This is a genomic window from Stenotrophomonas genospecies 3, from assembly GCF_054473855.1.
This window is the reverse complement of record NZ_JBTMUR010000010.1, coordinates 90920-103257: the sequence shown is the minus strand read 5'-3', so window position 1 is coordinate 103257 and position 12338 is coordinate 90920. Positions and strand designations below refer to the sequence as shown.

The 12338-nt window shown below is 68.0% G+C and carries 16 protein-coding genes; 6 read left to right on the top strand and 10 right to left on the bottom strand.

The features are described 5' to 3' along the window. Window positions 1-47 precede the first annotated feature (47 nt). The 3 genes from lptC to ACX9OT_RS14515 form a co-directional block, all read right to left on the bottom strand. Window positions 48-623: an LPS export ABC transporter periplasmic protein LptC gene (gene lptC, locus ACX9OT_RS14525; protein ID WP_071228064.1), complete on the bottom strand. Its 576-nt coding sequence runs from the start codon at window positions 621-623 to the stop codon at window positions 48-50. Then, window positions 620-1168, bottom strand: a complete 549-nt coding sequence (locus ACX9OT_RS14520; protein WP_459002653.1) for a KdsC family phosphatase — start codon at window positions 1166-1168, stop codon at window positions 620-622. The genes lptC and ACX9OT_RS14520 overlap by 4 nt, the downstream gene beginning before the upstream one ends. A 66-nt stretch (window positions 1169-1234) precedes the next feature. Further along, on the bottom strand, window positions 1235-2236 hold the full coding sequence (locus ACX9OT_RS14515) for a KpsF/GutQ family sugar-phosphate isomerase (RefSeq protein WP_049421533.1): 1002 nt from the start codon (window positions 2234-2236) through the stop codon (window positions 1235-1237). Window positions 2237-2290: 54 nt separating this feature from the next. On the opposite strand from ACX9OT_RS14515, the gene ACX9OT_RS14510 reads away from it, so the two are divergent. From ACX9OT_RS14510 to ACX9OT_RS14500, 3 genes are read left to right on the top strand one after another with little or no spacing between them, the layout of a single operon-like run. Then, a complete protein-coding gene (locus tag ACX9OT_RS14510) occupies window positions 2291-2521 on the top strand; it encodes a BolA family protein (protein WP_005408396.1) in 231 nt (76 codons plus the stop codon). Between the two features lie 21 nt (window positions 2522-2542). Next, window positions 2543-3814, top strand: a complete 1272-nt coding sequence (murA, locus tag ACX9OT_RS14505; RefSeq protein WP_071228066.1) for a UDP-N-acetylglucosamine 1-carboxyvinyltransferase — start codon at window positions 2543-2545, stop codon at window positions 3812-3814. Then, the gene (locus tag ACX9OT_RS14500) at window positions 3811-4140 is read left to right on the top strand and encodes a hypothetical protein (protein WP_032130368.1); all 330 of its coding nucleotides are present in this window, start codon (window positions 3811-3813) and stop codon (window positions 4138-4140) included. Before murA ends, ACX9OT_RS14500 begins: the two co-directional genes overlap by 4 nt. A gap of 113 nt (window positions 4141-4253) precedes the next feature. On the opposite strand, the gene ACX9OT_RS14495 is transcribed toward ACX9OT_RS14500, so the two are convergent. From ACX9OT_RS14495 to purM, 7 genes are all read right to left on the bottom strand, one after another. Then, a complete protein-coding gene (locus ACX9OT_RS14495; protein WP_010483632.1) occupies window positions 4254-4937 on the bottom strand; it encodes a DUF3108 domain-containing protein in 684 nt (227 codons plus the stop codon). A gap of 2 nt (window positions 4938-4939) precedes the next feature. Beyond that, window positions 4940-5764, bottom strand: a complete 825-nt coding sequence (locus ACX9OT_RS14490) for a DUF3108 domain-containing protein (protein ID WP_049398164.1) — start codon at window positions 5762-5764, stop codon at window positions 4940-4942. Between the two features lie 67 nt (window positions 5765-5831). After that, window positions 5832-6491, bottom strand: a complete 660-nt coding sequence (purN, locus tag ACX9OT_RS14485; RefSeq protein ID WP_049398165.1) for a phosphoribosylglycinamide formyltransferase — start codon at window positions 6489-6491, stop codon at window positions 5832-5834. Continuing rightward, on the bottom strand, window positions 6488-7150 hold the full coding sequence (locus ACX9OT_RS14480; protein ID WP_049398166.1) for a DUF2238 domain-containing protein: 663 nt from the start codon (window positions 7148-7150) through the stop codon (window positions 6488-6490). Before ACX9OT_RS14480 ends, purN begins: the two co-directional genes overlap by 4 nt. Before the next feature lie 41 nt (window positions 7151-7191). Next, window positions 7192-7614, bottom strand: coding sequence for a hypothetical protein (locus ACX9OT_RS14475; RefSeq protein ID WP_032130364.1), 423 nt, complete (start codon window positions 7612-7614; stop codon window positions 7192-7194). Then, entirely contained in the window at window positions 7611-8099 is a 489-nt protein-coding gene (locus ACX9OT_RS14470; RefSeq protein ID WP_071228068.1) for a hypothetical protein, read from the bottom strand. The genes ACX9OT_RS14475 and ACX9OT_RS14470 overlap by 4 nt, the downstream gene beginning before the upstream one ends. A 22-nt stretch (window positions 8100-8121) precedes the next feature. Further along, window positions 8122-9180 carry a phosphoribosylformylglycinamidine cyclo-ligase gene (gene purM / locus ACX9OT_RS14465; RefSeq protein ID WP_071228069.1) on the bottom strand — a complete coding sequence of 353 codons (1059 nt, stop codon included), beginning with the start codon at window positions 9178-9180 and terminating at the stop codon, window positions 8122-8124. A gap of 99 nt (window positions 9181-9279) precedes the next feature. Between purM and ACX9OT_RS14460 the strand changes: the two genes are divergently transcribed. Genes ACX9OT_RS14460 through hda form a run of 3 tightly spaced genes read left to right on the top strand, consistent with a single transcriptional unit; the run spans window position 9280 to window position 12292 of the window. After that, window positions 9280-10419, top strand: coding sequence for a DUF2066 domain-containing protein (locus ACX9OT_RS14460; RefSeq protein WP_032130361.1), 1140 nt, complete (start codon window positions 9280-9282; stop codon window positions 10417-10419). Further along, window positions 10416-11585, top strand: a complete 1170-nt coding sequence (locus ACX9OT_RS14455) for an AI-2E family transporter (RefSeq protein ID WP_032130360.1) — start codon at window positions 10416-10418, stop codon at window positions 11583-11585. The genes ACX9OT_RS14460 and ACX9OT_RS14455 overlap by 4 nt, the downstream gene beginning before the upstream one ends. After that, a complete protein-coding gene (gene hda / locus ACX9OT_RS14450; RefSeq protein WP_032130359.1) occupies window positions 11585-12292 on the top strand; it encodes a DnaA regulatory inactivator Hda in 708 nt (235 codons plus the stop codon). The genes ACX9OT_RS14455 and hda overlap by 1 nt, the downstream gene beginning before the upstream one ends. Window positions 12293-12338: the final 46 nt, after the last annotated feature.

The window sequence follows — 12338 nt, the reverse complement described above, 5'->3', positions numbered from 1 at the left end:
CTGCCGGCCTTGCGCCTGTCCGGAGACGTCGCAGGCTGGCGGCGGAATCAGCGTTTGGGCGTGTAGCGGCCCTTGGACTGGCTGAGGAAATGATACGTGTTGTTCTTCGAATCCACTTCGAAGCCGACACCGGACTGTTCCATGCCCGGGCGGGTCATGGTCACCAGGGCGTCGGTGCGGGCGCGGTTTTCCTTCGGGAACACGTCCAGATGGTCGGTGCGGAAGGTGGTCGGCACCGTGCCCGGGCCGACCGGGCTGTCGCCGGCGACGTTGCCGCGCAGCTTCATCTCGTCGCCCTTGGCGCTGAGCCAGCCGGTCTCGGCACGCAGCGTCCAGTGCCTGCCATCCTTGTCCGGCATCTCGAACAGCGGGGTGGCGATGTTGATGGTCTGGTCGCCGCGCTGGCGCTCCAGCAACGGTGCGCGGAGAGTGGTCGATTCCTTGCCTTGCTCATCCAGGGCGACGATCTGGAAGTCGTGCAGGATGTAATCCACGCCCACTTCCTGGCCGCCACTGGCTGGCCCCTTGTCGCGGTTGCGCAGCGCCGCCCAGCTGCTCAGCAGGGCGGCCAGCAGCAGGCCGATGCCGAGCAGGGTGCGCCAGTTCACGGTCGGCAGGTTCATGCGCCGAACCTCGCCAGCACCGCATCCACATGCCCCTGCGCGGCCAGCAGGATGTCGCACAGCTCGCGCGCGGCGCCACGCCCGCCATTGGCACGGGTCTGCCAGTGCACGCGCTCGGCGATCCACGGATGGGCGTTGGCCGGTGCCACCGCCAGGCCGACCGCGCCCAGCGGCGCCAGGTCCGGCAGGTCATCGCCCATGAAGGCCACCTGTTCCAGGCCGATGCCATGCTGCGCGCACAGCGCCTGCACGCTGGCCAGCTTGTCGCCTACGGCGATCTGGGTGTCGATGCCGAGGTCGGCGCCGCGCTTGAGCGCGGACTGGCTGTTGCGCGCGGTGATCAGCACGGGATGGATGCCGTGCTGCTGCAGCAGTTTCAGGCCCAGGCCATCCTGCACGAAGTACGCCTTGCTCTCGTTGCCGTCCTTGTCGTAGTACAGCCGACCGTCGGTGAGGGTGCCGTCCACGTCGAAGCAGGCCAGGCGGATACGGGCCGCGGCGGCATGCAGGTGGGCAGGGAAGGCGGGCAAGGGGGACCAGGGCATCAGGGCGGCAGGCTCGGTGGGTTCGGGTGGGGCAGTACAGACTGAATGGGGTCTACGGACTGTCGGTTAAACCACCCGGGCCCGCAACAGGTCATGAATGTTCAGGGCGCCGACCGCACGGCCCTGGCCATCGACCACGATCAGGCCGGTGATCTTGTGGGTCTCCATCAGCCGGGCCGCCTCCACCGCCAGCTGGTCGGCGCCGATGGTGCGTGGGTTGCGCGTCATCACATCGGCGATCTTCGCGGTGCGCACGTCCAGCGCGCTGTCCAGCGCGCGGCGCAGGTCGCCGTCGGTGAACAGGCCGATCAGCACGCCGCCGGCATCGACCACGGCGGTCATGCCCAGCCGTTTGCGGCTCATCTCCATCAGCGCTTCACTGAGACTGGCGTCGGCGCCCACGCTGGGCAGGTCGTCGCCGGTGTGCATCACGTCGGTGATGTGCAGCAGCAGGCGGCGGCCGAGGCTGCCGGCCGGGTGTGAACGGGCGAAATCGTCGGCGGTGAAGCCGCGCGCATCGAGCAGGGCCACCGCCAGCGCGTCGCCCATCGCCAGCGAGGCGGTGGTGCTGGAGGTCGGCGCCAGCGCCAGCGGACAGGCCTCGGCCGGCACGCTCACGTCCAGGTGGATGTCGGCGGCGGTGGCCAGGCTGGACTGTGGGCGCCCGGTCATGGAAATCAGCACGTTGCCCTGGCGCTTGAGCACCGGCAGCAGCATCAGCACCTCGTCTGACTCGCCCGAATAGGACAGGGCCAGCACCACGTCGTCCTCGGTGATCATGCCGAGGTCGCCGTGGCCGGCTTCACCCGGGTGCACGTAGAACGCCGGCGTACCGGTGGACGCCAGGGTGGCGGCGATCTTGCGGGCGATGTGCCCGGACTTGCCCATGCCGGTGGCGACCACCCGGCCGCGGCTGGCCAGGATCGCCTGGCAGGCCTGCTGGAACGCCTCGCCAAGGCGGTCGGCCACGGCGTCCAGCGCCTGCCGCTCGATCTCGAAGACGCGGCGGCCGCTGGCGACCAGGCCGGCAGGGTCGACGGAACGGGGGGGCAACAGGGATTCGGCCATGCGGACGCCACGCAGCGGAAGTAGAATGGAGGCACATTTTATTAGGAAAGCCCGTTGGACGCCGACACCATCCGCAATCTGATCGAAACCGGCCTGCCCGGCGCCCGCGCCGACGTGCAGGGCGACGATGGCGTGCATTTCGAAGCGACCGTGGTCTGCGAGGCCTTCGCCGGCAAGATGCCGCTGGCTCGCCACCGCATGGTGTATGCCACGCTGGGCGACCTGATGGGCGGCGCGATCCACGCGCTGGCGCTGAAAACCGTGACCCCGGCCGAAGCCGGCTGAACCGCAGAAGATCCCGAATACATGGCCAAGATCGTTGTGACCGGCGGCGCTGCGCTGCACGGTGAAGTGAGCATCTCCGGCGCCAAGAACGCCGTCCTCCCCATTCTCTGCGCGACCCTGCTGGCCGATGCGCCGGTGGAGATCACCAACGTGCCGCACCTGCACGACGTGGTCACCACGGTGAAGCTGCTGGGCGAGCTGGGCGCCAAGGTCACCATCGACCAGGGCACGCTGTCGCGCGGCAGTGCGATCGTGGTCGACCCGCGTTCGGTCAACCAGCACGTGGCACCGTACGAGCTGGTCAAGACCATGCGCGCCTCGATCCTGGTGCTGGGCCCGCTGCTGGCCCGCTTCGGCGCGGCCGAAGTATCGCTGCCGGGCGGCTGCGCGATCGGTTCGCGTCCGGTCGACCAGCACATCAAGGGCCTGCAGGCGCTGGGTGCCGAGATCGTGGTCGAGAACGGCTTCATCAAGGCCACCGCCAAGCGGCTGAAGGGGGGGCACTTCACCTTCGACATGGTCAGCGTCACCGGCACCGAGAATGTGCTGATGGGCGCGGTGCTGGCCGAAGGCACCACCATCCTCGACAACTGCGCGATGGAACCGGAAGTGACCGATCTGGCGCACTGCCTGATCGCGCTGGGCGCGAAGATCGAAGGCCTGGGCACTGCCCGCCTGGTGATCGAAGGCGTCGAGCGCCTGTCCGGCGGCCGCCATGAAGTGCTGCCCGACCGCATCGAGACCGGCACCTTCCTGGTGGCCGCAGCGATGACCGGTGGCAAGGTCACGGTCAACCGTGCGCGCCCGAACACCATGGACGCGGTGCTGTCCAAGCTGGTCGAAGCCGGTGCGAAGATCGAGACCACCGAAGACACCATCACCCTGGACATGCAGGGCAAGCGGCCGAAGGCGGTCAACCTGACCACCGCGCCGTACCCGGCATTCCCGACCGACATGCAGGCGCAGTTCATGGCGCTCAACTGCGTGGCCGACGGCGTGGGCGTGATCAACGAAACGATCTTCGAGAACCGTTTCATGCACGTCAACGAACTGCTGCGCCTGGGCGCGGACATCCAGGTCGAAGGGCATACCGCCATCGTGCGTGGCAACGAGCACCTGAGCGGCGCGCCGGTGATGGCCACCGACCTGCGCGCCTCGGCCTCGCTGATCCTGGCCGGCCTGATGGCCAGCGGCGATACCACCATCGACCGCATCTACCACCTTGATCGTGGCTACGAGAACATCGAAGAGAAGCTGTCTTCGCTCGGTGCCACCATCCGGCGCGTGCCATGATCCTGCGCGGCAAGTTCAGCCCGCGTCGCAAGGCGCTGCTGGCCCTGGTGCTGATCGTGCTGGCGTGGCTGGGCTATGCCTGGTACGCCAACATCGCCATCACCCAGGGCATCGAGCAGAAGGACATGGACTGGAACGGCGATGGCACGGTCTCGCGTGATGAAATCATCGAGTCGTTCTATGCGGTCGCAGTGAACGACAGCCAGGACGGCAACCGTCATTGCCGCACCTTCGTCTGGCGCAGCACCGGTGAGCAGATCCGCGTGGACTGCCGGACCGAGTTCAAGCCGGCCGAGGAACAGAAACCGGCTGAAGCGAAGAAATAAGAAAACGCCCGCGAAAGCGGGCGTTTCTTTGGGATACACCCATCCACGCATGGCGTGGATCTACTGGAACGTGAAGTAGATCCACGCCATGCGTGGATGACGTGGATCTCCGGTCAGTTCATCGCCTTGATGGTCAGGTCCAGCGCATCGCGGCCGCTCTCACGCTGCAGCATGCGCGCCGGCACCGGGAATTCCGGCACGATCCAGGCGATCAGCTCCTTGTTGCCGTCGGCGCGCGAGACCTTGGTGGCCTCGTAGCTCTTGCCGCCCACGGTGATCGATTCCTTGCCGATCACACGGTACGTCATGTTCTTGATGCGGCCTTCGTCGACCATGCGATAGGTCAGCGGCTTGCCCGCCGCCAGGTCACGGGCGATCGCCAGGTTGATCAGCAGCGCGTCCATGTCACCGGCTTTCAGCGCAATCGGGCCAGCGCGATCCGGCTTGATGTCACCGGTCCAGGTGGCCTGGTTGCTGGTCCAGTTGTAGTTGGCCTGCACGTTGCGCTTCTTCACCAGCAGCGCCGAACGGTCCTGGCTGCTGAGCGGGCGCAGCTGGCCACGCACTTCCTCGAACACCGTGCTCTGGCTGAGGTCGGCCAGCTGGTTCTTCACCTGCAGGCTGTAGCGCCACTTGTTGCTGCCTTCGCTGGCCAGGGTCATGGTGCCGTTGGCCTGCATGCCCATGTAGCTGGCCAGGTAATCGGCCTTGAACGGTTCCAGCGCCATGGCCGGCAGGCTGGCCACGGTCAGGGCAGCGGCTGCGATCCAGGTGAGGGGGCGGGTCAGGGTATTCATGCTCAGACTCCTTGGTATTCGATCAGGCGCAGATCGACGCGGTCTTCGCCGTCTTCGCGTTGCAGGATGCGCACCGGGGTGGGGACACCGTTGGCGATCCAGAGAATGGTTTCGTTTCTGCCACCGTTGGTCCGGTAGACCCGCAGTGCGTTGTAGGACAGGTCGCCGACCTCGACGTTCTCGGTCTGCGGCGCGGCCTGGTAGTCGTGTTCGCGGACCTTGCCCATGTCCACGTAGCGGTAATGCATGGAGGCGCCTGGACGCGCATCGCGCATGATCGCCAGGTTGATCAGCAGCGCGCTCTGGTCGCCTGCCTGCAGCGGGATCGGTTGCGCGCGTTCCTTCTTGACGTCACCGGTCCATTGCGCGGTGCCGGCCTGCCAGTTGTAGGTGCCGACCGCCTTCTTGCCCAGGAACAGGCCCTTGCGCACCGTGCTCTGGCTGAGCGGCGCATACACGCCGCTGCGCTCCTCGAACACTGTGCTCTGTTCGATGTTCAGGCCCAGCACGCTGGCAAAGCCGCGGCGGCCGACCACCTGCATGTCCACCCGCCACTGGCTGCCGCCGGTGTGGGTGACCTGCATGCTGGCATCGCCCGCTTCCTTGCCCTTGTAGAAGGCCTGGTAGGTGGCGCTGAACGGTTGCAGCGGCGGTGGCTCCCAGGCCAGTGCCGGTGGCATCGGTACGGCCGGCGCATCGGCTGGCGGCTGCGCTGCGGGCACGGGTGCCGGCGGGGGGGCGGGCGCCTGTGCCTGGCCCCAGCCCACGCCGGGGAACACGGCAAGCGACAACAGCAATGGAGTGGACAGCAGGGTCGTGGTCTTCATGGAGGACAGGGACCGCAGGAGGGGGCAGGATGCCAGCCCCGCAGTCAGCGGGGCGTGTGCATGGGGACTACCGGTTCAGGTTCCCGGCGGAATCTAGGGCCAACGGGCTAAACAGGGGGTGACCGTCCAGTTGCGGCTGGCCCTCCCGTTCAGCCAGGCGGCCGGCGCACAACAGCTGCAGGGTGGCGATCAGCAGCGGATGCTCCACCGCCAGCACGCGCGCGGCCAGGCTGTCGGCGTCATCGCCGGGCAGCACCGGCACCCGCACCTGCGCCAGCACGGCGCCCGCATCCAGCTCGGGCACGACCAGATGCACGCTGGCACCGTGCTCGGCGTCGCCCGCCTGCAGCGCCCGTGCGTGGGTGTCCAGGCCCTTGTGCAGCGGCAGCAGCGATGGATGGATGTTGACCAGCCGGCCATTGAAGCGCTGTACGAAGGCCGCGCCGAGGATGCGCATGTAGCCGGCGCAGACGATCCAGTCCGGTTGTACTGCGGCCAGCGCATCGCCGAGCGCCTGCTCGTAGCTGGCGCGGTCGCTGAAGGACTTCGGTGCATGCGCCCAGCGCAGGTTCGGTGCGACGCGCTGCAGGGCCTCTGCGGCGGGGCGGTCGGAAAACACGCCGACCACCTCGGCGGGCAGTCGGCCGTCGGCAATGGCATCGAGGATGGCCTGCAGGTTGCTGCCGCGGCCGGAGGCGAGCACGGCAATGCGGGTGGTCGCGGTCACTGCTGGGCGCTCCGGCGGATCAGCGGCCAGATCAGCAGGCTGCCGAGGGTGGCCATCAGCATGTCGGCGTGCGCGTCCCACATGTCGCCCTGCTGCCCGTTGTAGGCCTCGGCAGCATCCGGTGACAGCGCCAGCGCGATGGCCCACTCGAACCATTCGTAGACCAGGCTGGCACACATCACCGTCATCACCGCCAGGGTGAAGGCCTGGCCCAGGCGCAGCGCCGGCCACGCATGACGGGCAAGCTGCAGCAGCGCAGGAGTGAAGCAGACGCCGAACAGGAAGTGGATGAGGCGATCGAAATGGTTGCGCTGCCAGCCGAAGGCCGCATTCGGCGACCAGCCGCTCAGCGTCTGCGCCCAGGCGTCGTAGGGCACGTTGGAATACAGCCAGCGCGCGGCCACGCAGTGCAGGGCGATGAAGCCGCAGATCGCGATGAAGGCACCATTGCCCAGCCAGCCACCGCGACGGTCGACCCACAGCAGCGCGGCCAGCCCGATCACGGTCAGGGTGCTGTGCAGGGCCTGTTCGGTAGGCCACAGCGGGTGGACCCAGCTGATTGCGAACACCGCCAGCACGGCGGCAAAGGCCAGCTTCTTGGGGCCCGAGAAACGGTGGGTGGTGGGCGAAGCGGACGTGGGGAGGGCAGGCGCGGACATGGGAAATCGATCAGGAAAGGACGGGGCGTCTGCCGGCAGGTTCAGACACTGAGGTGGTCGCCGCGGTCGAACAGCGCGGCCATGTCAGGTTTGGACAGGAACACCCAGGCATAGGCGGCCAAGGCCATGCCCAGCGGGCCGGCCAGTACGCCCAGCCACGCCGCGCGCCGGCACCAGGCCAGCCCGGTGCGATGTGACAGCTGGCGCGCGGTATACAACTGCACGAACCCCAGCACGGCCGCCAGCACGGCGATGGACGCATAGACCGTGGTCAGCATCCAGGCATCGTCCAGTCCGCGCGAGTGGGCCACCCATCCGCTGAGGCCAAGGAACGCCACTGTGGCGAACCAATGGAAGCCGGCCAACGCGTAGAACAGCACTTTCAGCGTCTGCAGATGGCTGGTCAGCTGCAGCTGCGCCAGGGTCTGATGCGGCAGCGGCGGCGGATTGCCGGAGGCGGTCATGCGGGCGTGGCGGGAAGGTCGAAGGCGGCCTTCACCTGCGGGCGCAGCAGGGTGATCAGGCTGAACACCCCCAGCACCGTGCCGATGGGGGTGAACAGGCAGGCCAGGCCGGCCGCGATCAGGCACAGCAGGTAGCGGCGTCTCTGGGCCAGGCAGCGGCCGGCATAGGCGACGAACGCGCCCAGGCTGACGCCACCGAATACGGCGACGCAACCGATGAGGGTGAACATCCAGCCGAACAGGCGCTGTTCGGCCGGCGACGACGGCTGGCCGCCGGAATTCATCGGCAGGTTGCCGGTGAGCGCGGTGATGCCCAGCACGATGTGGATGATGAAGATCAGCGAGAACAGCACGATCAGGCCGCCGACCACGTAGTGCGCGATGGCCAGCATGCGCAGGTGGTCGGCATCCTGCGCGTTGAACACCGGTACCGTCGCCAGCGGCGGCGGCACGGGGGCGGGCGACAAGGGGGGCGTTGCGTCCATGCGGGCTCCTGGGTTGTCGGGATCAGGCGATGTGGACGCGCTCGGCGCCTTCGGCGGTGACCACCTGGCCGATGGTCCAGTGCTCCAGGCCCTGCGCCTTGACCGCATCGGATACCGCGGCCACCTGGTCCGGCGCCACGATCAGCACGAAGCCGATACCGCAGTTGAAGGTGCGCCACATCTCGCTGTCGGCGACCGCGCCTTCCTTCTGCAGCCACTGGAACACCGGCGGCAGGGTCCAGGACGAGGCCTGGATGTCCAGGCCGAGGCCGTCGGGCACCACGCGGATGATGTTCTCGGTCAGGCCACCACCGGTGATGTGGGCCATGCCGTGGATGGCCGCGCCGTGCGACTTCAGCAGCGACAGGATCGGCTTCACGTACAGGCGGGTCGGCGCCATCAGCGCATCGACCAGCTTCACGCCGCCTTCCAGCTCCAGCTCGGCCGGGCGGCCGGCGCGGTCGTAGATGCGGCGCACCAGCGAGTAGCCGTTGGAATGCGGGCCGGACGAAGCGATGCCGATCAGCACGTCGCCGGCAGCCACGCTGGCGCCATCCTTCAGCTCGCTCTTCTCGACCGCGGCGACGGTGAAGCCGGCCAGGTCGTACTCGCCCGGGGCATACATGTCGGGCATTTCAGCGGTTTCGCCGCCGATCAGCGCGCAGCCGGCCTCGGTGCAGCCGTTGGCGATGCCGCCCACGACCGCTGCGGCGGTGTCGATGTCCAGCTTGCCGGTGGCGAAGTAGTCCAGGAAGAACAGCGGCTCGGCACCCTGCACCAGCACGTCGTTCACGCACATCGCGACCAGGTCGATGCCGATCGTATCGTGGCGGTCCAGCTGGTGGGCCAGCTTCAGCTTGGTGCCCACGCCGTCGGTACCCGACACCAGCACCGGCTCGCGGTACTTGTTGGACAGGTCGAACAGGGCGCCGAAGCCGCCCAGGCCGCCCATCACTTCCGGGCGGAAGCTGCGCTTGACCAGGGGCTTGATCCGCTCGACCAGTTCGTTGCCGGCGTCGATGTCGACACCCGCGTCACGGTAGGTGAGGGGGGAGGGGGCGGAAGACGGGGTGTTGGTCACGGGCGTCGGCGCTGGCAGGGGTTGAACGGGCGATTTTAACAGGCCGCATTGGCGCAAAGGCCGTATTCGGGCAACAATTCCCCCGGATACGTCGAGCCAATGGATGTCCTGATGCGCCGCAGCCTGATTCTGACCCTGCTCCTTGCGCTGAGCCTGCCGGTGGCCACGATGGCCCAGAGCGGCCTGCGCACCGAGGGTGATGTTGCCACCGCCACTGGCGCGTACGAGGCCGAAGTGCCCGTCAACAGCCAGGCCGAAGCCGACCGCAACGGCGCCCTGGCCCGCGCCTTGAGCGTTGTACTGGGCAAGTTGTCCGGCGATCGCAGCGTGATGTCGCGCCCTGGCGTGGCGCAGGCGCTGCGCAATGCCAAGGATTACGTGGCCAGCTACGACTACAAGCAGGACCAGAGCGTGAGCGCCAGTGGCGCCCCCAGCTTCCGCACCCTGCTGGTGGCCCGCTTCCGCGAGGACGATGTCGATTCGCTGGTGTCGGCGCTGGGCCTGCCGCTGTGGCCGCAGCCGCGGCCGAAGCCGGTGCTGTGGCTGGCCGTCGATGACGGCAGCGGTCCGCGCCTGGTCAGCGTGCAGCAGGCCAACGCCGCCCGCCCGTTGCTGAACCGCGCCATTGAACGCGGCTACAAGCTGGGCCTGCCCAGCGGTGGTGCCGCCGAACAGGCGCTGGCCGGTGCCATCTGGCGCCAGGACAGTGCCGCCGTGGCCCGTGCCTCTTCGCGCTACTCGCCGCCGATGCAGCTGATCGGCAAGCTGTACCGCGCCAATGGCGGCTGGCAGGCGGACTGGGTGTTCGTTGACAACGGCCGTGAGCTGAACAAGTGGACCAGCAAGGACGCCAACGCCATGCGCGCGATGGCCGCCGGTGCCGATGGTGCCGCCGATGCGCTGGTCAAGCGCTATGCCAAGGCCGGCGCGGCCGTCGGCCAGGCCGGCACCTATCGGGTGGTGGTCACCGGCATCAACAGTGCCGACGACTACCTGCGCCTGGCTGCGGGCCTGCGTGAGGTGCCGGTGGTGCGCAACGTCACCCCGCTGCACGCTTCGGCCGGCCAGCTGGAGCTGAGCCTGGAGATGACCACCGGCCTGGCCGGCTTCAACCGCATGCTGGGCGACAACGGCGTGCTGGTGCCGAGCGCACCGCTGCCGGCCCTGCCGACGCCGATCGACGACACCACCGGTGCCCCGGTCGCTGCGCCGGTCAGCAACGAGTACCGCCTGCGATGAACCTGACCCCGGAAGCGGAAATCGCGCAGTTCCTGCGCCGTCTGAAGTACATCCTGTTCGCAGGCCTGATCGGCTGGGTGGTGTGGTTGCTGGCGCCGATCCTGACCCCGTTCGTGCTGGCGCTGGCGCTGGCCTGGCTGGGCGATCCGCTGGTGGACCGCATCGAGGCCACCGGCCGTTCGCGCATGACCGGCGTGGTGCTGGTGTTCGCGGCGATGGTGCTGGTGATCGTGGCGCTGCTGCTGGTGCTGGTGCCGATGATCGAGCGCCAGATCACCACCCTGATTGCGGTCGCGCCGCAGGCACAGGCGTGGCTGATGGAAAAGGGCATTCCCTGGTTCGAGCAGAAGACCGGCCTGGAAGTGATGCAGTGGCTGGACCCGGACCGCCTGATCGAATGGGTGCGCAGCCACTGGCAGCAGGCCGGCGGCTTCGCCACCACGTTCATGGGCTACGTCTCGCGTTCGGGCTTTGCGATGGTGACCTGGGTGGTCAACATCCTGCTGCTGCCGATCCTGGCGTTCTACTTCCTGCGTGACTGGGACAAGCTGGTCGAGCGCGTGGCGTCGGTGATTCCGCGCAACCAGATCGGCACCATCAGCGCATTGGCGCGTGAGTCCAACGAGGTGCTCGGCGCCTTCATCCGCGGTCAGTTCCTGGTGATGCTGGCGCTGGGCGTGATCTATGCCGGCGGCCTGTCGCTGGTCGGTCTCAAGCTGGGTCTGCTGATCGGCCTGATTGCAGGCCTGATCAGCTTCATTCCCTACCTGGGCGCGACCACCGGCATCCTGATGGCGGTGGTCGCCGCACTGGTGCAGGCACAGGGCTTCGACCTGAAGCTGCTGATCCTGGTCGGCGTGGTGTTCACCGTGGGCCAGCTGCTGGAAAGCTACGTACTGACCCCGCGCATCGTCGGCGACAAGATCGGCCTGCACCCGGTGGCAGTGATCTTCGCGGTGATGGCCGGCGGCCAGCTGTTCGGCTTCCTCGGCATGCTGCTGGCGCTGCCGGTGGCAGCGGTGACCAACGTGCTGCTGCGCTACGCGCACCAGCGTTATCGCCAGAGCGAGCTGTACGTGGGTGAGAAGCCGGCGATCGTGCTTGATGGCGTGGTCGATGCCCCCCATATCATCATTCCGAACGACAAGGGCCCCGACCTGAAGTGATGGGTGTGCCGCAACTGCCGCTGGCCCTGCATTACCCGCGGGACCAGCGCCTGGAGACCTTCATCGGCGCGCCGGACGGCGCGCTGGCGCAGCTGCGCGCGATCGCGGTGGGTGCCAGCCACGATTGGGTTTATCTGGAAGGTGCGGCGGGCACGGGCAAGACCCACCAGGCACTGGCGATGTGCTCCAGCGCCGAGCAGGCCGGGCGACTGCCGACCTACGTACCGCTGGCCAGCGCCGCCGGCCGCGTACGCGCGGCGTTGGATGGGCTGGAGGCGCGCGAGCTGGTGGCGCTGGACGGCCTGGACGAGGTGGCCGGCAACCGCGAGGACGAGATCGCGCTGTTCGATTTCCACAACCGCGCGCGCGCTGCGGGCGTGACCGTGCTGTACACGGCGCAGAAGGCGCCGGAAGAACTGGGCCTGGTACTGCCCGATCTGCGTTCGCGGCTGGGCCAGTGCGTGCGTGTGCTGCTGCAGCCGCTGGATGAGGAAGGGCGGGCAGCGGTGCTGCGTGAGCGCGCGCTGCGGCGTGGGCTGGCGATCGACGAGGCCTCGATCGAGTGGCTGCTGTCGCATACCGGGCGCGAGCTGGGTGGGTTGATCACGCTGCTGGACTGGCTGGACCGCGAGTCGCTGGCGGCGAAGCGGCGGATCACCGTGCCGTTCCTGCGCCAGGTGCTGGAAGAAGGGCGGCCTCGTTACTGAGGGTGGGGTTTGCTTTGCAGGGCTGCGCCCTGCACCCGCCGTAGTG

Coding starts and splice junctions, on each gene's coding strand:
- lptC (WP_071228064.1), bottom strand. CDS start 623: ATGAACCTGCCGACCGTGAACTGGCGCACCCTGCTCGGCATCGGCCTG.
- ACX9OT_RS14520 (WP_459002653.1), bottom strand. CDS start 1,168: ATGCCCTGGTCCCCCTTGCCCGCCTTCCCTGCCCACCTGCATGCCGCC.
- ACX9OT_RS14515 (WP_049421533.1), bottom strand. CDS start 2,236: ATGGCCGAATCCCTGTTGCCCCCCCGTTCCGTCGACCCTGCCGGCCTG.
- murA (WP_071228066.1), top strand. CDS start 2,543: ATGGCCAAGATCGTTGTGACCGGCGGCGCTGCGCTGCACGGTGAAGTG.
- ACX9OT_RS14500 (WP_032130368.1), top strand. CDS start 3,811: ATGATCCTGCGCGGCAAGTTCAGCCCGCGTCGCAAGGCGCTGCTGGCC.
- ACX9OT_RS14495 (WP_010483632.1), bottom strand. CDS start 4,937: ATGAATACCCTGACCCGCCCCCTCACCTGGATCGCAGCCGCTGCCCTG.
- ACX9OT_RS14490 (WP_049398164.1), bottom strand. CDS start 5,764: ATGAAGACCACGACCCTGCTGTCCACTCCATTGCTGTTGTCGCTTGCC.
- ACX9OT_RS14480 (WP_049398166.1), bottom strand. CDS start 7,150: ATGTCCGCGCCTGCCCTCCCCACGTCCGCTTCGCCCACCACCCACCGT.
- ACX9OT_RS14475 (WP_032130364.1), bottom strand. CDS start 7,614: ATGACCGCCTCCGGCAATCCGCCGCCGCTGCCGCATCAGACCCTGGCG.
- ACX9OT_RS14470 (WP_071228068.1), bottom strand. CDS start 8,099: ATGGACGCAACGCCCCCCTTGTCGCCCGCCCCCGTGCCGCCGCCGCTG.
- ACX9OT_RS14460 (WP_032130361.1), top strand. CDS start 9,280: ATGGATGTCCTGATGCGCCGCAGCCTGATTCTGACCCTGCTCCTTGCG.
- ACX9OT_RS14455 (WP_032130360.1), top strand. CDS start 10,416: ATGAACCTGACCCCGGAAGCGGAAATCGCGCAGTTCCTGCGCCGTCTG.
- hda (WP_032130359.1), top strand. CDS start 11,585: ATGGGTGTGCCGCAACTGCCGCTGGCCCTGCATTACCCGCGGGACCAG.